Source organism: Streptomyces rishiriensis (assembly GCF_030815485.1).
GTDB lineage: Bacteria > Actinomycetota > Actinomycetes > Streptomycetales > Streptomycetaceae > Streptomyces > Streptomyces rishiriensis_A.
Map to the genome: position 1 here is coordinate 1,549,066 of NZ_JAUSWV010000002.1, position 17,494 is coordinate 1,566,559.

General features: G+C 72.1%; 17 protein-coding genes and 1 riboswitch. Of the genes, 5 read left to right on the plus strand and 12 right to left on the minus strand.

The genetic code is table 11. The features are described from left to right. Positions 1-30: 30 nt before the first annotated feature. The gene (locus tag QF030_RS09285; protein WP_307167520.1) at positions 31-651 is read left to right on the plus strand and encodes a uridine kinase family protein; all 621 of its coding nucleotides are present in this window, start codon (positions 31-33) and stop codon (positions 649-651) included. A gap of 438 nt (positions 652-1,089) precedes the next feature. Next, positions 1,090-2,952, plus strand: a complete 1,863-nt coding sequence (locus tag QF030_RS09290; protein WP_307162178.1) for an AAA family ATPase — start codon at positions 1,090-1,092, stop codon at positions 2,950-2,952. Between the two features lie 21 nt (positions 2,953-2,973). On the opposite strand, the gene QF030_RS09295 is transcribed toward QF030_RS09290, so the two are convergent. From QF030_RS09295 to QF030_RS09335, 9 genes are all read right to left on the minus strand, one after another. After that, the gene (locus QF030_RS09295; protein ID WP_307162179.1) at positions 2,974-4,101 is read right to left on the minus strand and encodes a hemolysin family protein; all 1,128 of its coding nucleotides are present in this window, start codon (positions 4,099-4,101) and stop codon (positions 2,974-2,976) included. Further along, positions 4,098-5,423 (minus strand): hemolysin family protein, encoded by a 1,326-nt coding sequence (locus QF030_RS09300; RefSeq protein ID WP_307162180.1) that lies wholly within the window; start codon positions 5,421-5,423, stop codon positions 4,098-4,100. Before QF030_RS09300 ends, QF030_RS09295 begins: the two co-directional genes overlap by 4 nt. Before the next feature lie 206 nt (positions 5,424-5,629). After that, positions 5,630-6,097, minus strand: a complete 468-nt coding sequence (locus QF030_RS09305) for a PH domain-containing protein (protein ID WP_307162181.1) — start codon at positions 6,095-6,097, stop codon at positions 5,630-5,632. A 14-nt stretch (positions 6,098-6,111) separates the two neighbouring features. After that, positions 6,112-6,960 carry an ATP phosphoribosyltransferase gene (gene hisG, locus QF030_RS09310; protein WP_307162182.1) on the minus strand — a complete coding sequence of 283 codons (849 nt, stop codon included), beginning with the start codon at positions 6,958-6,960 and terminating at the stop codon, positions 6,112-6,114. A 67-nt stretch (positions 6,961-7,027) separates the two neighbouring features. Next, positions 7,028-7,300, minus strand: coding sequence for a phosphoribosyl-ATP diphosphatase (locus tag QF030_RS09315; RefSeq protein ID WP_054239553.1), 273 nt, complete (start codon positions 7,298-7,300; stop codon positions 7,028-7,030). 33 nt (positions 7,301-7,333) lie between these two features. Next, the gene (ribH, locus tag QF030_RS09320; RefSeq protein WP_020128903.1) at positions 7,334-7,819 is read right to left on the minus strand and encodes a 6,7-dimethyl-8-ribityllumazine synthase; all 486 of its coding nucleotides are present in this window, start codon (positions 7,817-7,819) and stop codon (positions 7,334-7,336) included. Between the two features lie 52 nt (positions 7,820-7,871). Beyond that, complete coding sequence (locus tag QF030_RS09325; protein ID WP_307162183.1) at positions 7,872-9,161, minus strand: bifunctional 3,4-dihydroxy-2-butanone-4-phosphate synthase/GTP cyclohydrolase II; 1,290 nt, start codon at positions 9,159-9,161, stop codon at positions 7,872-7,874. Further along, positions 9,158-9,799 (minus strand): nicotinamide riboside transporter PnuC, encoded by a 642-nt coding sequence (gene pnuC, locus QF030_RS09330; protein WP_307162184.1) that lies wholly within the window; start codon positions 9,797-9,799, stop codon positions 9,158-9,160. Before pnuC ends, QF030_RS09325 begins: the two co-directional genes overlap by 4 nt. Continuing rightward, on the minus strand, positions 9,796-10,401 hold the full coding sequence (locus QF030_RS09335; RefSeq protein ID WP_307162185.1) for a riboflavin synthase: 606 nt from the start codon (positions 10,399-10,401) through the stop codon (positions 9,796-9,798). The genes pnuC and QF030_RS09335 overlap by 4 nt, the downstream gene beginning before the upstream one ends. 146 nt (positions 10,402-10,547) lie before the next feature. After that, positions 10,548-10,678: riboswitch (FMN riboswitch) on the minus strand. 373 nt (positions 10,679-11,051) lie between these two features. Between QF030_RS09335 and QF030_RS09340 the strand changes: the two genes are divergently transcribed. Beyond that, positions 11,052-11,795: an SDR family oxidoreductase gene (locus QF030_RS09340; protein WP_307162186.1), complete on the plus strand. Its 744-nt coding sequence runs from the start codon at positions 11,052-11,054 to the stop codon at positions 11,793-11,795. On the opposite strand, the gene QF030_RS09345 is transcribed toward QF030_RS09340, so the two are convergent. Further along, positions 11,792-13,051 carry an ROK family transcriptional regulator gene (locus tag QF030_RS09345; RefSeq protein WP_307162187.1) on the minus strand — a complete coding sequence of 420 codons (1,260 nt, stop codon included), beginning with the start codon at positions 13,049-13,051 and terminating at the stop codon, positions 11,792-11,794. The genes QF030_RS09340 and QF030_RS09345 overlap by 4 nt on opposite strands. Before the next feature lie 134 nt (positions 13,052-13,185). On the opposite strand from QF030_RS09345, the gene QF030_RS09350 reads away from it, so the two are divergent. Beyond that, on the plus strand, positions 13,186-14,406 hold the full coding sequence (locus QF030_RS09350) for an MFS transporter (RefSeq protein ID WP_307162188.1): 1,221 nt from the start codon (positions 13,186-13,188) through the stop codon (positions 14,404-14,406). Here the strand turns inward: QF030_RS09350 and QF030_RS09355 are convergent. Continuing rightward, positions 14,366-14,824, minus strand: a complete 459-nt coding sequence (locus tag QF030_RS09355; protein ID WP_307162189.1) for an acyl-CoA thioesterase — start codon at positions 14,822-14,824, stop codon at positions 14,366-14,368. The two genes, QF030_RS09350 and QF030_RS09355, sit on opposite strands and share 41 nt — an antisense overlap. A 139-nt stretch (positions 14,825-14,963) precedes the next feature. On the opposite strand from QF030_RS09355, the gene QF030_RS09360 reads away from it, so the two are divergent. Further along, on the plus strand, positions 14,964-16,343 hold the full coding sequence (locus tag QF030_RS09360; protein ID WP_307162190.1) for a uracil-xanthine permease family protein: 1,380 nt from the start codon (positions 14,964-14,966) through the stop codon (positions 16,341-16,343). On the opposite strand, the gene QF030_RS09365 is transcribed toward QF030_RS09360, so the two are convergent. Next, positions 16,322-17,440: a glycoside hydrolase family 6 protein gene (locus QF030_RS09365; protein WP_307162191.1), complete on the minus strand. Its 1,119-nt coding sequence runs from the start codon at positions 17,438-17,440 to the stop codon at positions 16,322-16,324. The two genes, QF030_RS09360 and QF030_RS09365, sit on opposite strands and share 22 nt — an antisense overlap. Positions 17,441-17,494 lie beyond the last annotated feature (54 nt).

Here is a 17,494-nt window from a genome sequence, read left to right on the forward strand (position 1 = left end):
CCCAGCCGCCCCTCGCCCCCGGGAACCGCCATCCGTCAGCTCGCCTCCCGCCTGCGCCGTCTGCCGCCGTCCTGCGGGCCGGTCCGGCTGATCGGGGTCGACGGGCACGCCGGCTCGGGGAAGTCCACGCTGGCCGGGAGGCTGGCCGAGGCGCTGGGGGGCGCGCCGGTGCTGCGGCTCGACGACGTCGCCAGCCACGACGAGCTGTTCGCCTGGACCGGGCGGCTGCTGGCCGAGGTCATCGAGCCGTTCGGCCGCGGCGAGACCGCGCACTACGCCCCCTACGACTGGCGCGCCCGCCGTTTCGGCCCGCCGCGGCCGCTGCCCGCGGCCCCCGTCGTCCTGGTCGAGGGGGTCGGCGCCGGCCGCCGCGCCCTGCGGCCGTTCCTGGCGTGTCTGCTGTGGATGGACCTGCCGCCCGAGGAGGCCTGGGCGCGCGGACGGTCCCGGGACGGGGAGGAGCAGCGGGAGTTCTGGGACGGGTGGGTCGCGGCCGAGATCCGTCACTTCGCCAATGATCCTTCGCGCCCCCATGCCGCCCTGTTGGTACGGCAGTTGAAGGAGGGATATGAGGTGCTGCCGGGGCCGGTGGGAGACCTTGGACCACACCAGGATGTCACCCACCGTGACGGACCGGCCGCGATGTGGTGAAGGTGTGAAGGGCGGCCCGTCCGAACTTCGCCAACTGCCTCAACTGTGCTTGACCGGCGGCCCGTACAGGACTTACGTTCTGAATGTGCGGCTATCACAGCCGCCCTCGGACGCGAAGCCCCCGGTTGTTCCCCCGTGATCGGGGGCTTCGTTCTGTCCCCGTCCCGCTCACCGCCCCGTTTGCGGACGCGCCACGGCGCGATTCGCTCACCCACGGTCACCGCGCGGCACGCGCCCCGTCCGCTCCCACCTCGCCGAACGCCCTGTGCGGCACCCTACGGCGAGCGACGCCCACGCAGGTACGATGCCCTCGGTGCGACCCGGGCGACTGCCGCGCGCACCTTGCAACTCCGGTCCGCGGCACAGCGGTTCGACCAAGGCAGCCGAAGGGCGAAGCCCGGCGGCACACCGACGGGGGCACGGTTTGTGGGGGACGTGATGGACTTCGGCACGCAGGGCCCCGACGCCCCGGCGGACCTCGCCTGGCTGCGAGGCGTGGACGCCTACACGATGGGCGCCTATCCACAGGCGGAGGAGGAGTTCCGCACCGCGGTGCGGATCGATCCCGGGATGGCCGACGGCTGGCTCGGGCTGCACGCGCTGCGCGTCGACACGACGACCGCGCTGCTCAGGATGTTCCGGCACCGCGAGCGCTTCGGCGAGCAGCGGACCCGGCACCGCCGCACCCTCAACTCCTGGTACTGGCTGGGCTGGTGGGTGCAACCGGTGCTGGAGAGTCCGCGCGACCTGCTGCTGGCGCACGCCTCGCACTGGCTGGACGGCCGCCATGTGCCCGAGCTGGACCGGGCGCTCGCCGGACTGCCCCCCGTCGACACCGATCACCAGGTCCGCTTCCTGCACGCCTGCCGCGCCTACCTGGTCAAGGACTGGGAGCAACTGGTCCGGCACACCGACCCACTGCTCGACGACACTTTGCTGGGTATCGAGGCCGGTCTGTTCGGCGGGATGGCACGGGTCCGCCTGGAGATGTACGGACAGGCCGAGCCCCTGCTGTCCTCGGCCCTGATGCGCTGCCGCAGCGAGCAGCCGCAGCGCAAGGAACTGCGGTACTGGCTGGCCAGGGCGCATGAGGGAACGGGCCGTTCGGCGGCGGCTCTCCCCCTGTACCGGGCGGTGCACCGCGTCGACGCCGCCTTCATGGACACCTCGGCCCGGCTCGCCGCGATCGCCGAGGGCGACGGATACGACGATCCCGCCGACTTCGCGGCGATCACCCTCACCGGGGTCGGGCAGGACATGGTGGACGGCCCGGACGGCTTCGACCCGCTGTTCGGCACCGAGGGCCGGGATCTGCGGCTCACCGAGCCCTCCGACCTGCCGCCCGTCGTTCCGCTGCCGTCGGTGACCGACCCGGCGGTGCGGGAGAAGAGCGGCGCTCCCTCCTCCCTGCCGGCCGGACCGACCGATCCCGCGTTACTCGAGGAAGCGCTCGCCGAACTGGAACGCATGGTGGGCCTGGAGCCGGTGAAACGCCAGGTCAAGGCACTGTCCGCGCAGCTCAACATGGCGCGGCTGCGCACCGGCCAGGGCCTTCCGGTCCAGCCGCCGAAGCGTCACTTCGTCTTCTCCGGCCCCTCCGGCACCGGCAAGACCACGGTGGCCCGGATCCTCGGCCGGGTCTTCTACGCCCTCGGCCTGCTGGGCGGCGACCATCTCGTGGAGGCCCAGCGGGCCGACCTGGTCGGTGAGTACCTCGGCCAGACGGCCGTGAAGGCCAACGAGCTGATCGACTCCGCCCTCGGGGGTGTGCTCTTCGTCGACGAGGCGTACTCGCTGTCGAACTCCGGTTACGGCAAGGGCGACGCGTACGGCGACGAGGCGCTTCAGGTGCTGCTGAAGCGGGCGGAGGACAACCGGGACCATCTGGTGGTGATCCTGGCCGGCTACCCGGAGGGCATGGACCGCCTGCTGGCCGCCAACCCCGGGCTGTCCTCCCGCTTCACCACCCGCGTCGACTTCCCCTCCTACCGGCCCCTGGAGCTCACCTCCATCGGTGAGGTGCTGGCCGCGGAGAACGGCGACGCGTGGGACGAGGAAGCCCTGGACGAGCTGCGCTCGATCGCCGGGCACGTCGTGGACCAGGGCTGGATCGACGAACTGGGCAACGGGCGGTTCCTGCGGACCCTGTACGAGAAGAGCTGCGCCTACCGGGATCTGCGGCTGTCGGCCTACCCGGGCGCTCTGACCCGGGACGACCTGGCGACCTTGCGGCTGCCGGATCTGATGCAGGCGTACGGGGAGGTGCTGTCGGGGAGGGGGCCGCAGGATCCGGCGCTGTGACGACGGATCCCGCGGCTCCGCTCAGCTCGCCAGCGCTTCCTCCGGGGAGGAGGGACCGCCGCCCTGGACGGCCGGGGCCGACACCTTGGGGCTGCTTCCCCTCGGCTCCGTCAGCCGGATGCCGGAGACCTCCCGGTGCGCGGGGTCGGTGACCTCGCCGACCAGCAGCTCCAGCACGTCCTCCAGCGCGACCAGACCGAGCACCCTGCCGGACGCGTCGGCCACCTGCGCCAGATGGGTCGCCGCCCGGCGCATCACCGTCAGCGCGTCGTCCAGCGGCAGCTCGGAGCGGAGCGTCGTCATGGGGCGCCAGACCTGCTGCGGCACCGCCCGCTCGGAGTCCTCCAGGTCGAGGACGTCCTTCACGTGCAGATAGCCCATGAAGGCGCCGTTCTCCGCGGCCACCGGGAAGCGGGAGTAGCCGGTACGGGCGGTCAGCTCGACGATCCTTCCGGGGGTGACCGACGGGCTGACCGTCACCAGGGACTCGCGCTTCAGCAGCACGTCCGTCACCGGGCGGGAGCCCAGCTCCAGGGCGTCCTCCAGCCGCTCCTGCTCCTCGGGGTCGAGGAGGCCGGCCTGGCCGGAGTCCTCCAGCAGGCGGTTCAGCTGCTCGCTGGTGACGACGGCCTCCACCTCGTCCCTGGGCTCCACGTGGAAGAGCCGCAGGATGCCCCGGGCGCAGGCGCCGAGGGCCACCGTGATCGGCCGGCAGACCCGGGCGAAGGCGACCAGGCCGGGGCTGAGCCACAGCGCGGCCTTCTCGGGGGCCGCCATGGCGAGGTTCTTCGGCACCATCTCGCCGATGACGAGGTGGAAGAAGACCACGGCCGCGAGGGCCACCACATAGCCCAGCGGGTGGATCATGCCGTGCGGGAGGTGGACCGCCTCGAGGACCGGCTCCAGCAGCTGGGCGACGGTCGGTTCGGCGACCGCGCCCAGGGTGAGGGAGCAGACGGTGATGCCGAACTGGGCCGCCGCCATCATCTGGGGCAGGTGTTCCAGACCGTAGAGGACCTGACGGGCCCGGGCCGTGCCCAGCGGCTCGATCTGGCTGCGGCGGACGGAGACGAGCGCGAACTCGGCGCCGACGAAGAATCCGTTGGCGAGCACGAGCAGCGCGGCGAAGAGAAGCTGGAAGGCGCTCATCGGGCGACCTCCACGACCTGGCCGGTGCGCACCAGGCGGACCCGCTCGGCGCGGTAGTGCCCGACCCGGCGCACGGAGAGCCGCCAGCCGGGCAGGTCGGCCCGGTCGCCGACGGCCGGGATGCGGCCGAGCAGATCGGCGACCAGCCCGGCGACCGTCTCGTACGGCCCCTCGGGGACCTCCAGGCCTATGCGCTGGAGGGTGTCGACCCGGCAGCTGCCGTCCACGTCCCAGGCGGGCCTGCCCTCCTCGGGCGGGGCGGCGGCGAGTTCGGGCGTGTCCTGGCCGTCGTGCTCGTCGCGGACCTCGCCGACGATCTCCTCGACGATGTCCTCCAGGGTGACCACGCCGGCCGTGCCGCCGTACTCGTCGACGACGACGGCGATCGGCTGCTCGCTGCGCAGCCGGGCCAGCAGCGGCTTGACGGGCAGCGTCTCCGGGACCAGCAGCGCCGGACGGGCGATACGGCCGATCGGGGTACGCAGCCGGTCGCGGACAGGGACCGCCAGGGCGTCCTTGAGATGGACCATGCCGACGATCTCGTCGATCTTCTCGCGGTAGACGGGGAACCGGGACAGGCCGGTGGCGCGGGTCAGGTTGACCACGTCCTCGGCGGTGGCCGACGACTGGAGGGCGCTCACCTTCACCCGCGGGGTCATGACGTGCTGAGCGGTCAGCTCGGCCAGCGACAGGGTGCGGACGAAGAGGTCGGCCGTGTCCTGTTCGAGCGCCCCGGCCTGGGCCGAGTGACGGGCCAGCGAGACGAGTTCACCGGGTGTCCGCGCGGAGGCGAGCTCCGCGGTGGGCTCGATGCCCAGCGCGCGCACCAGGCGGTTGGCGACGGTGTTGAGCGCGGCGATCACCGGCCGGAAGAGGCGGGAGAAGCCGGCCTGCGGGCCCGCGACGAAGCGCGCGACCTGGAGGGGCTTGGACACCGCCCAGTTCTTGGGCACGAGTTCGCCGATCACCATCTGCACGGCGGAGGCCAGCAGCATGCCGACGACCACGGCGACACCGGAGACGGCGCCCTCGGGGATGCCGATCGCGGTGAACGGCCCGTGCAGCAGCTCGGCCAGCGCCGGTTCGGCGAGCATGCCGACGACGAGGGAGGTGATGGTGATGCCGAGCTGCGTGCCGGAGAGCTGGAAGGACAGTTCCTTCAGCGACTCGACGACCGTGTGGGCTCGCCTGTCGCCCTCGGCGGCGGCCTTCTCGGCGTCCGGTCGCTCGACCGTGATGAGGCCGAACTCCGCGGCGACGAAGAAGCCGTTGGCGAGGATGAGCAGGAACGCGGCTGCCAGGAGCAGCAAGGGGATGGTCATGGTGCCGCCGCCTCCGACGTATGTCGGACAGGGGCGGCGCAGGTACTACAGGACGAACCGTCCATCGCCGGAGGGAGTCACTCCTCGGGTAGCAGGAACCCCTGTGCACCCGGCTGGGAGCCACAGGGGTGGAGGCGCGAAGGGAACGCCTCCGTCACCAGATTAATCAAGACAGGGGCCCGAGCGGCAGGGTGGACGGCCCCGAGTCAGCCCTGATCTTGCTCTGTGGACGCCTCGGGGTCCCGGACGGACCGGGCTTCCGCGAGCGCCCGCAGGGTGCGCGCGTCGGCGATGGCCTGCTGCTTGTCGATGCCCGGCTGGATACCGAGGGCCGGCAGGCTGGTGCCGTCGCTGAGGTTGAGGAACACCCAGGGATCGCCCGGACGGAGGTTCACCTGGACGATCTCGGCCCAGTCCAGGCGCCGCCCGCCTGCGATGTTCACGACGGTGACACCGCGGTCGTCGGCGACGACCCGCACCCGGGCGAGCCGGGCCAGCACCCAGAAGATGAGGGCGCCGGTGAGGATGAAACTGAGCCGCTCCCCCGGGCCGAGCTGCTCCAGCAGCATCGCCACGGTGGAGATGACGAGGAGGATCACCACTCCGGCCGTGAGCAGCACCACACGGGTGCGGCCGGGCCGGAAGGTGACGGGGAGGTTCGGCAGGTCGGACATGTTCCCGGCTGAGGTCAGAGGCGGCAGGCGTGGATGGCCGTGGTCAGGATGGCGCGGGCGCCGATGTCGTAGAGGTCGTCCATGATCCGCTGGGCCTCCTTGGACGGAACCATGGCCCGAACGGCGACCCAGCCCTCGTTGTGCAGCGGGGAGACGGTCGGCGACTCCAGACCCGGGGTCAGCGCGACGGCCTTCTCGAGCTGCTCGACCCGGCAGTCGTAGTCCATCATCACGTACGTCCGGGCGACCAGGACGCCCTGGAGGCGGCGCAGGAACTGCTGCACCTTGGGCTCCTCGACGTCCGCGCCGGTGCGGCGGATGACGATGGCCTCGGACTTCATGATGGGCTCGCCGAAGACCTCGAGGCCCGCGTTGCGCAGGGAGGTACCGGTCTCGACGACGTCGGCGATGACCTCGGCGACACCCAGTTCGATCGCGGTCTCGACGGCGCCGTCCAGGTGGACGACGGAGGCGTCGACGCCCTGCTCGGCCAGGTGCTTGGCGACGATGCCCTCGTAGGAGGTGGCGACCGTCCGGCCCCGGAGATCCTCGATGCCGTCGGCCGTGCCCGGCTTGGTGGCGAAGCGGAAGGTGGAGCGGGCGAAGCCGAGCGGGAGGATCTCCTCGGCGTTGGCGCCGGAGTCGATCAGCAGGTCCCGGCCGGTGATGCCGATGTCGAGCCGCCCGGAGGAGACGTAGATCGCGATGTCCCGGGGGCGGAGGTAGAAGAACTCGACGTCGTTGACCGGGTCGACGATCCGCAGCTCCTTGGACTCACGGCGCTGCTGGTAGCCGGCCTCATGCAGCATCTCCCCCGCGGGGCCTGACAGGGAACCCTTGTTGGGGACGGCGATGCGCAGCATGAGGTCGGCTTCCTTCGCGTGGAACGTGACGATCGGGGCGGATGTGTGCGGTGTGTCTGGAAAGTGTTTACAGGTGGGCGTACACGTCGTCCAGCGAGATTCCGCGGGCGACCATCATCACCTGGACGTGGTAGAGCAGCTGCGAGATCTCCTCCGCGGCTGCCTCCTTGCCTTCGTACTCGGCCGCCATCCAGACCTCGGCGGCCTCTTCGACGACCTTCTTGCCGATGGCATGGACGCCCTTCCCGACCAGTTCTGCGGTGCGGGAAGTGGCGGGGTCGCCGCTGGCGGCCTTCTGCTGGAGCTCGGTGAAGAGCTCCTCGAACGTCTTCTTGGACATGGTGATCCCACCCTAGCCGTTGCGCCTGCCTGCCTACCGCCAGGGTTCGGATACTGAGCGGAGGGTGGCCGCGGTCGCCACCGCCGCCGTCACCGCCTCGTGCCCCTTGTCCTCGTTGGAGCCCTCGAGGCCGGCCCGGTCCAGGGCCTGCTCCTCGGTGTCGCAGGTGAGGACGCCCATGCCGACGGGCACGCCGGTCTCGACGGAGACCTGGGTGAGCCCCTGGGTGACGCCCTGGCACACGTACTCGAAGTGCGGGGTGCCGCCGCGGATGACGACGCCGAGGGCGACGATCGCGTCGTAGCCCCGACCGGCCAGCACCTTGGCGACGACCGGGAGCTCCCAGCTGCCGGGGACCCTCAGCAGGGTCGGCTCGTCGATGCCGAGGTCGTGCAGGGCGCGCAGCGCGCCGTCGACCAGTCCGTCCATCACCTTCTCGTGCCACTGCGCCGCGATGACGGCGACCCTCAGGTCACCCACATTGCGTACGGACAGTTCCGGTGCGCCCTTGCCGCTCACGTCTCTCCTCTTGCCTCTCGTGCCGTGCCGACTTGCGTCGTGCGTCGTGCGTCTACTGGTTGCCGCAGGGGGACACGGGGGCCGTGTCCAGCCAGGGCAGGTCGTGTCCCATCCGGTCCCGCTTGGTGCGCAGATAGCGGATGTTGTGCTCGCCCGCCTGCACGGGCATCGGCTCGCGCCGGGTGACCTCGATGCCGTGCCGGACGAGCGCGTCGGTCTTCTCGGGGTTGTTGGTCATCAGGCGCACACTGCGCACGCCGAGGTCCTCGAGGATCTGCGCGCCGGCCGCGTAGTCACGGGCGTCGGCGGGCAGGCCCAGCTCCAGGTTGGCGTCGAGGGTGTCGTGCCCCTGCTCCTGGAGCTCGTAGGCCCGCAGCTTGGACAGCAGACCGATGCCCCGGCCCTCGTGTCCGCGCAGATAGACCACCACTCCCCGGCCCTCGCTCTGGATGCGCTCCAGGGAGGCGTCCAGCTGGGGGCCGCAGTCGCAGCGCTGGGAGGAGAAGATGTCGCCGGTGAGGCACTCGGAGTGCACCCGGACGAGGACGTCCGCGCCGTCGCCGATCTCGCCGTGGACGAGGGCGACGTGCTCGACCCCGTCGACGGTGGAGCGGTAGCCGTACGCGGTGAAGGCGCCGTGGACGGTGGGCAGCCGGGTCTGCGCCTCACGGCGGACGGTGGGCTCGGCGCTGCGGCGGTAGGCGATCAGGTCCTCGATGGAGATGATCGTCAGGCCGTGCTTGCGGGCGAACGGGATCAGTTCGGGCAGGCGGAGCATCCGGCCGTCCTCGCCGGCGATCTCCACGATGGCGCCGGCCGGGCGCAGCCCCGCGAGACGGGCGAGGTCGACGGCCGCTTCGGTGTGGCCGTCGCGGGTCAGCACACCGCCGGGCTTGGCGCGCAGCGGGAAGATGTGCCCCGGGCGGACGAAGTCCGTCGCCTCGGTGGCGCCGCTCGCCAGGAGCCGCAGGGTGGTGGCCCGGTCGGCCGCGGAGATGCCGGTGGTCACGCCGTGCGCGGCGGAGGCGTCGACGGAGACCGTGAACGCGGTCTTCATCGACTCGGTGTTGTCCTCGACCATCTGCGGGAGCTTCAGGCGCTCCAGCTCGTCGCCCTCCATGGGGGCGCAGATCAGGCCGCGGCACTCGCTCATCATGAAGGCGACGATCTCGGGGGTGGCCTTCTCCGCGGCGATCACGAGGTCTCCCTCGTTCTCGCGGTCCTCGTCGTCGACGACCACCACGGGGCGGCCGGCGGCGATGTCGGCGATGGCCCGCTCGACGGGGTCCAGCGCGAAGTCCTCGATGCCGTCCGTGCTGTAGAGGATCGGTGCGGTGCTCATGCCGGCGCTCCTTCCAGAGCGGGTTGCGAGGCCTTGCGGGAGCGCAGCCACCAGTCGCGCATGCCCCACAGGACGAGCGCGCCGTAGATCACGTAGACGAAGCCGGAGAAGGCGTAGCCGTTGGCGAAGTTGAGGGGGACGCCGACGACGTCGACGAGGAGCCAGGCGAACCAGAACTCGACCATGCCGCGCGCCTGGGCGTACATGGCGACGATCGTGCCGACGAAGATGTAGGCGTCCGGCCAGGGATCCCAGGACAGGGACGGGTAGGCCTTGAACAGCAGGGCCACGGCGACCGTGCCGACGGCCGCGGCGCCTGCCATGGCCGCGCGCTCGCGCCAGGTCGCGAAGCGGGGCGTGATCTGGCCGTCCTCGGACCGCCCCCTGCTGCGGTTCCACTGCCACCAGCCGTACAGGGCGACGACCATCACCACGACCTGCTTGCCGGCGCTGCCGGTCAGATGGCCGAAGAAGGCGCCGAAGAGGACGAGTCCGGAGAGGAACTGCACCGGCCAGGTCCACAGCGAGCGGCGCCAGCCGAGGGCCAGGGTGATCAGACCGAGAATGTTGCCGATCATGTCCGACCAGAGGATGTGCTGGTCGAGGAGGGTGAAGGCCTCGGAGTTCAGCGCGTTCACTGTGCCGCTCCCCGGGTGGTGGCCAGCAGGCGCTCGACGTACTTGGCGACGATGTCCACCTCGAGGTTGACCGGGTCGCCGGGCTGCTTGAGGCCGAGCGTGGTCAGGGCGAGGGTGGTGGGGATGAGGCTGACGGTGAAGAAGTCGGGACCGGCCTCGACGACCGTGAGGCTGATGCCGTCGACGGTGATGGAGCCCTTCTCCACGACGTACCGGGCGAGGTCGGCGGGGAGGGAGACCTTGACGATCTCCCAGTTCTCGGAGGGCTTGCGCTCCAACACCGCGCCGGTGCCGTCGACATGGCCCTGCACGATGTGCCCGCCGAGGCGGTCGCCGACGGCGGTGGGGCGTTCGAGGTTGACGCGGGAGCCTACGCCGAGTGCCCCGAGGGCGGAGCGGTTCAGGGTCTCCGCCATGACGTCGGCGGTGAACTCGTCGCCTTCGTGCTCGACGACGGTGAGACAGACCCCGTTCACGGCGATGGAGTCGCCGTGCTTCGCGCCGTCGGTCACGACGGGGCCGCGCAGCCGGAAGCGGGAGGCGTCGCCGAGATTCTCGACGGCGGTGACCTCACCCAGCTCTTCGACGATTCCGGTGAACACTTCCCGGGTCCTCCTGCCTCTTCGGGCACGGACTCCGGGGCCTGTCGATGACGACAGCAGGTACGGGCAACGGCACCGGGGGCGACGCCGGACAGACTCGTCCGCGGACGAGTACCGATACGGCGGCGCGCACGAATGCCCGCCCGCCGCGCACTGCCTCCCATCCGGACTTTAACCGTCGGTCCAGGAATTCCACCTGGTCAACCGGTCACTGGAAGCGACCGGGTCGCGGACTGTAACCGCCGGTTCGGACTTTCACCGACCCCGGAGTGCGCTGCTTTGGTTTACAGGGCCAGTGTGCCACGCCGGGTACACGTCCATACAGGTGAAAGATGTGGGGTGGCTCACAGGTCGTCAATTCGGGTTGCGCCCTGCCCGGTTCGTGGCGGACCCCGCCCCACCCGGGATTGGTCCATACCTATTGACGTACTGGTCTAGTCCTTTCTAGGGTCGGCGGAGTGCGGCCCGGCGGCGGTGACGACGGCCCTTGCCCGCCGTCGGGTCCCTTCGCTCGGGTCGACCGCCGCGCGATCCCGCAGGCGGACCCCGGGTGAGCTGCGGGACGTGCGAGCCCCGGCCAACCCGGACAAGCTTGACCGTCGGAGGACGTTCCGGTCGGGAGCGCCCGGTTTCCGAAGGGGCTGAACGGTATGACCACGATCCTCGTGACCGGCGGTACGGGAACTCTCGGCCGGCTCGTCACCGAACGGCTGCGGGCGGACGGGCACGAGGTACGGGTACTGAGCCGGCACACCCAGCCGTACGCCGTCGACCTGCGCGAGGGCGGGCCCGGACTGGACGCGGCAGTCGCGGGCGTGGACACGATCGTGCACTGTGCGACCACTCCGCGCGGGGGCGACGAGCGGGCGGCCGCGAACCTGATCGCCGCGGCGCGGCAGGCGGGGGTACCCCACCTGCTCTACATCTCGATCGTCGGCGTCGACCGGGTGCCCTTCGGCTACTACAAGGCCAAGCTCGGTGTGGAGAAGCTGCTGGAGGAGTCGGGGCTCGGTTGGACGGTGCTGCGCGCGACCCAGTTCCACGACCTGCTGGTCCAGCTGTTCCAGGGGCTCGCCAAGGTACCCGTGATGGTGCTGCCCGCCGGGGTGAGCGACCAGCCGGTGGAGGTCGCGGAGGTCGCGGACCGGCTCGCGAAGCTGGCCGCGGGCGGGCCGGCCGGCCGGGTCGACGACCTGGGCGGGCCCGAGGTCCGCACCTTCGAGTCGCTGGCCCGCGCGTTCCTCAAGGCGAGCGGCCGGCGGTGCGCGGTGGTCAACGTGCCGCTGTGGGGCGCGGCCTACCGGGGCTTTCGCGAGGGCGGTCACCTGGCACCGGAGCACGCGGTGGGCAAGGGCACCTTCGAGGACTACCTGGCGACGCGCATCCGCCGCTAGGTCGCGGGCACGCCCTGCGGCGCCTCGGCCCTGTGCGCCGCCGTCGCGAAGAGCTCCTCCTGGGCGGCGTCGCGGGCCGTCAGCAGCGCCCCGCGCAGCACCGCGCCGCCTCCCAGGAGGCCGGCGCGCACCTCCGTGGGCAGCGGCGCCATCCGCCGGAGCCGCCGTGCCACCCGGCTCGCGAGCGCCTCCCCGCCGGCCTGTCCGACCTCCCCGCCGAGGACCACACAGCCGGGGTCGAGGACGGCGACGACGGACGCCGCGCCCAGGGCGAGACGGTCGGCCAGGGCGTCGAGGAAACCGGCGGCGGCACCCGCGTCCGGCGCGTCCACCGCCGCCCGCACCAGCGCCGCCGCCACCGGCTCGCCGGAACGCGCGTGCGCCGTCAGCCCGTACTCCCCCGCCAGCGCGGCGACCGCCGCCGAGCCGGCCAGCGAGTGGAAGCCGCCCTCGCAGTCCGTCGCCGAGGGCAGGCCGTTCGTTCCGGGGACCGGCAGGAAGCCGATCTCGCCGGTGCCGCCGGAGGCGCCGCGGCGCAGTGCGCCGTCGAGGACGACCGCCGCGCCGGTGCCGTGGCCCAGCCACAGCAGGACGAAGGTGTCACGGTCCCGTGCGGCACCCTCACGCTGCTCGGCCAGGGCGGCGAGATTGGTCTCGTTCTCGACGTGCGCGTGAGCGTCCGGGAAGCGCTCCTGCAGCGCGGCCACCAGGCGGCGGTGCCATGCGGGCAGGCCGCTGGAGTCGCGCAGTTCGCCGCTGGCGGGGTCGATCAGCCCGGGCGCGCCGATGCCGAGGGTGTGCAGCCGTCCCCACGCCCGGCGGCCCCCGTGCGAGGGCTTCCCCGTGACCTCGGCCTCCTTCACCGCGCGTTCGACCAGCGAGACCGCCTGTTCCACGGCCGTGCCGGTGCCCGTGTCGCCGCCGATCGGCACGGACGCCTCGGCGAGCACCCGGCCGACGAGGTCCGAGACGAGCACCGTGACCCCCTCCGTGCGGACGTCCAGGGCGGCCAGCAGGGCGCGGTCGGCGACGATTCCGTAGAGCTTGGCGTTCGGCCCGCGGCGCTGCTCTCCCGCCTCACCGACCACCTCGATCAGACCGGAGGCGGTGAGGCGTTCGACGAGGTCGGCCACCGAAGGGCGGGACAGGCCGGTCAGCTGCTTCAACTGCCCTGCCGTCAATGGGCCTTCGTGCTGGAGCAGCCGGAGGGCGAGCCGGTCGTTGATGGCCCGGGCGGTGCTCGGGGATGCGGGCATGGCGGGAATCCTCCCATGGCCGAGGGGCCCGGTCGGGTGGCCGCCGACCGTCGGCCTCTATTTATCAGGCAGGGTTCCTGATAGTTTACGACGGCATCGCGACGACGCGGCGCGGATCCGGAAGGGACGGGAGAATGAGCGGAGTGGACGAAGTGATCCACGCACCGTCGGAGGTCCGGCGCGCGCGGTACGCCGTGGCGGCCGTCTTCGCCGTGCACGGCGCGGTCACCGGTTCGTTCGCCACCCGGGTGCCCTGGATCCAGGACCACGCCGACGTGTCCACCGGACAGCTCGGGTTCGCGCTCGCCTTCACGGCGTTCGGCGCGGCCTGCGCGATGCCGCTGGCCGGCTCGATCACCCATCGCTTCGGCAGCCGCGCGGCCCTGCGCGGACTGCTCGCGCTGTGGACGCTGTCGCTGACGCTGCCCGCCATCGCCCCGAACCTGCTGACGCTCTGCCTGGCGATGTTCGCGTACGGCGCGAGCGCGGGCATGGCCGACGTCGCGATGAACGCCCTGGGCGTCGAGGTGGAGCGGCTGCTCGACAAGTCGATCATGTCGGGGCTGCACGGCATGTGGAGCGCGGGCGCCCTGATCGGCTCGGCCGGCGGGACGCTCGCCGCGCACCTGGGCGCGGACGCGCGCGTGCACCACGTGCTGGCGGCGGCCGTCCTCACCCTGCTCGGTCTGCTGGCCTGCCGGTGGGTGCTGGATCTGCGGCCCGCCGAGGACGAGGAGCCGCCCCCGCGGTTCGCGCTGCCGCCCCGCTCGGCGCTGCTGATCGGCGCGGTCGGCTTCTGCGCGGTGTTCGCGGAGGGCGCGAGCCTGGACTGGTCGGCCGTCTACCTGCGCAACCAGCTCGACTCGTCGGCCGGGGCGGCGGCGGCCTGTACGACCGGCTTCATGTTCACGATGGCGGTGGCCCGGATCGCGGGCGACGTGGTGGTGAACCGGTTCGGCGCGGTGCTCACCGTCCGGGCGGGGGGCGTCCTCGCCGCGCTGGGCGGCCTGCTGATCGTCTTCGCGGGCCACCCGGCGGTGGCGATGGGCGGGTTCGGGCTGATGGGGCTGGGCATCGCGGTCGTCGTGCCGCTCTGTTTCGCGGCGGCCGGCCACAGCGGACCGAACCCCAGCCAGGCCATCGCGGGCGTCGCGACGATCACCTACACCTCCGGCCTGATCGCCCCGAGCCTGCTCGGCGGGGTGGCGCAGGCGACCAGCCTCGTCGTGTCGTTCGGCGTGGTGACGGTGCTGGCGTTCGGGCTCGTGCTGTTCGCGGGTGTCCTGCGGGGCGGCGAACGGATCGGCGCGAAGGTCAGTCCGCAGGCCGCACCAGTGCCCGAGCCCCGGCCCTGAAGGCATCGCTCCACGGCGTGGGACGCAGGGTGGCCGCGTCGATCCGCACCAGGACGCGGGCGCCCCGCGCGTACGTCGTGGCTCCGTCGGCCGAGCAGAACCGGAAACCGTACGTGAGCCCCGTGGTCCCGAGCCGGTCCAGCCAGAGGTGGACGGCGTACGAACCGGTACGGGTGACCGGGGCCTCGTAACCGATCAGCAGCTCCTTGACGACGTTGCACGCATCCCCGGCGCCGGCCCAGTCGCCCTCGAAGCGGACCCCGTGGACCTGCCAGAACTCGGTCCAGGCCCGCTCGACGAGCAGCGGGTAGCGGGCGTTGTGCAGCATGCCCAGCGCGTCCAGATCGTCGAAGTGGACGGTGACGGGCATGAGCCGGCCGTACGACACAGCGGGGGCGATCGGGGCTTCGGTGGTCACGGCTGGGGCTCCTGTGCAGGGATGAGGTGCGTGTACGGGGAAACCACCCTCATCGTACGGGGTGCCTAAGCGGTCGCTCACCCTCCGGTTTCACGTGAGAATGGTCCGGACATCCGCACGAGGAAAGCGAATCCGCACCATGGATCTTGGCGTCCGCTGGAAACTGCACGGCGACGGACGCACCCCGGCGCCCGGCGCGGTGGTCCGTCCCGACGAGCGGCTCTCCTGGCCCCGCACGGTGGGGCTCGGCGCCCAGCACGTGGTGGCGATGTTCGGGGCATCCTTCGTCGCACCCGTGCTCATGGGCCTCGACCCCAACCTCGCCATCATGATGTCCGGCGTCGCGACCGTGATCTTCCTGCTCGCGACCCGCGGCCGGGTGCCCAGCTACCTCGGGTGCTCGCTGTCCTTCGTGGGCGTGGCCGCGGTCATCCGGGCACAGGGCGGGACGAGCGCCACGGTCACCGGCGCGGTGTTCGTCGTCGGGGTCGCGCTGTTCCTCGTCGGACTGGCCGTGCAGCGGTTCGGGGCGCGGATCATCCACGCCGCGATGCCGCCGATGGTGACGGGCGCGGTCGTGATGCTCATCGGCTTCAACCTCGCCCCGGTCACCGCGACCACCTACTGGCCGCAGGACCAGTGGACGGCCCTGCTGGTCATGGCGTTCACCGCGATGGCGGTGGTCTGCCTGCGCGGATTCTGGTCCCGTATCGCGATCTTCCTCGGCCTCGTCTTCGGCTACGGCGTCTCGTGGGCGTTCGACCGGATCTTCGGCCGGATCCACTCCGCCGACGCGAGCGGCAAGGTCACCGACCACTGGCGGCTCGACCTGTCCGCCGTCGCTCACGCGGACTGGATCGGACTGCCGTCGTTCCACGGCCCGTCCTTCGAGTGGTCGGCGATCCTCGTGGCGCTCCCGGTCGTCATCGCACTGGTCGCGGAGAACGCGGGGCACGTCAAGGCGGTCGGCGAGATGACCGGCGACGACCTGGACGACCGGCTCGGCACGGCGATCTCCGCCGACGGCGTCGGCTCGATGCTGTCCACGGCGGTGGGCGGTCCGCCCAACACCACGTACTCCGAGAACATCGGCGTGATGGCCGCCACCCGGGTGTACTCGACAGCCGCCTACTGGGCCGCCGCCGGGTTCGCCCTCCTCTTCGGCCTGTGCCCGAAGTTCGGCGCGGTCGTCGCCGCGATCCCCGGCGGGGTGCTCGGCGGGATCACCGTCATCCTCTACGGCATGATCGGCCTGCTCGGCGCGCAGATCTGGATCACCGCCGGGGTCGACCTGCGCAACCCGCTGAACCTGGTGCCGGCCGCGGCGGGCATCATCATCGGCGTCGGCAACGTCGGTCTGGAGTTCACCGACACCTTCTCGCTGAGCGGCATCGCGCTCGGCACGGTCGTCGTCATCACCGGCTACCACGCGCTGCGCGCGTTCGCGCCCGCCCATCTCAAGGAGGCGCGGCCCCTGCTGGACGAGGGGACCAGCAGCTACGACGAGGCCAGCTCGTAGGCGTACGACGGGCTGAACTCACCGGCCGCGCCCTTGCAGCCGTCCGACTCCCCCGGCAGTTTCACCCACAGATAGGCGTCGATCCGGGCCTGCCCGGTCCGGAAGGTGGGGGCCTGTCCGATGCTCCGCCCGTCCGGGTCGCACCACTCACCGCCAAAAGGCGCGCCGTTGCCGTTACGGCTGGTGTCGATGACGGCGCCGAGTCCGGGCGGGCCGCCCAAAGCGTCCAGGACCCTGCGGTCGTAGGCGGCCTCGTCGGCCGTGCGGTGGAAGTTGGAGACGTTGCTGAAGATGCCGTCGGAGGACGCGGCCGAGGCGGCGCCGGCCTGTCGCAGCAGCGCGGCCTGCTCGGCCGGGGCGTTCCAGCCGGAGTGTCCGGCGTCGTAGTAGACCCGCGCCTTCGGGTTCGCCGCCTTCAGCACGCGTCCCGCGCGGGCCAGCGCGGCGAGCCGGTCGGCCCGCCCGGCCGCGTCGAGGCAGTCGGTCTGGGCTATCGAGTCGGGCTCCAGGACGATCACGACCTCGCCGGAGCCGAGACCGGCGGCGAAAGCGTCGATCCAGCCCGCGTAGGCGTCGAGGTCGGGCGCCCCGCCCTCGGAGGCGCCGCCGCAGTCGCGGTCCGGGATCGCGTACGCCACGAGAACGGGCGCCCGGCCCTGACCGGCGGCGCCCGCCGTGACCGCGCGGACCCGTGAGGCGAGGGTGGCGGGGGCGTACTCGGTGAACCACACGGCCGCCGGCCGGCTCGCGATCCGGGACTCGATGACGGCGGTGCGCGGATCCGTCGGATGGGCGCGGACCCAGTCGAGGACCTGGGACTCGGGATGCCGGTAGAGGCTCGTGGTCACGGCGGCCGCCCCGGGTTCTCGCGCGGTGCGGCCGGGCGAGGGCGTCGGCCGCACCGTGGGGGCGGAGGCCGAGGGGGACCCGGACGGGGACGGCGGGCTCGCGGTCGACGGGGCCAGGAGCGTCGCGCTCGCCTTCGGGCGGGCCCGGTCGGCGCCGCGCGGGTCGTCGCCGTCGTCCCCGTCGCCGAGTGCGGTCAGCATCCCGGCCGCGGCGCCCAGGGCCACCACCACCGATGCGGCGCCGACCATGACACTCCGCCGTCCGGCCCGTCGCTCACGTACGCCTCGCACCGTGCTGTTCCC

Bases quoted from the DNA above. Each gene is read 5' to 3' on its own strand.
- QF030_RS09315 (WP_054239553.1), bottom strand. From the start codon at position 7,300: ATGTCCAAGAAGACGTTCGAGGAGCTCTTCACCGAGCTCCAGCAGAAG.
- QF030_RS09305 (WP_307162181.1), bottom strand. From the start codon at position 6,097: ATGTCCGACCTGCCGAACCTCCCCGTCACCTTCCGGCCCGGCCGCACC.
- QF030_RS09300 (WP_307162180.1), bottom strand. From the start codon at position 5,423: ATGACCATCCCCTTGCTGCTCCTGGCAGCCGCGTTCCTGCTCATCCTC.
- QF030_RS09295 (WP_307162179.1), bottom strand. From the start codon at position 4,101: ATGAGCGCCTTCCAGCTTCTCTTCGCCGCGCTGCTCGTGCTCGCCAAC.
- hisG (WP_307162182.1), bottom strand. From the start codon at position 6,960: ATGCTGCGCATCGCCGTCCCCAACAAGGGTTCCCTGTCAGGCCCCGCG.
- QF030_RS09350 (WP_307162188.1), top strand. From the start codon at position 13,186: ATGAGCGGAGTGGACGAAGTGATCCACGCACCGTCGGAGGTCCGGCGC.
- QF030_RS09340 (WP_307162186.1), top strand. From the start codon at position 11,052: ATGACCACGATCCTCGTGACCGGCGGTACGGGAACTCTCGGCCGGCTC.
- QF030_RS09360 (WP_307162190.1), top strand. From the start codon at position 14,964: ATGGATCTTGGCGTCCGCTGGAAACTGCACGGCGACGGACGCACCCCG.
- QF030_RS09290 (WP_307162178.1), top strand. From the start codon at position 1,090: ATGGACTTCGGCACGCAGGGCCCCGACGCCCCGGCGGACCTCGCCTGG.
- QF030_RS09365 (WP_307162191.1), bottom strand. From the start codon at position 17,440: ATGGTCGGCGCCGCATCGGTGGTGGTGGCCCTGGGCGCCGCGGCCGGG.
- QF030_RS09345 (WP_307162187.1), bottom strand. From the start codon at position 13,051: ATGCCCGCATCCCCGAGCACCGCCCGGGCCATCAACGACCGGCTCGCC.
- QF030_RS09325 (WP_307162183.1), bottom strand. From the start codon at position 9,161: ATGAGCACCGCACCGATCCTCTACAGCACGGACGGCATCGAGGACTTC.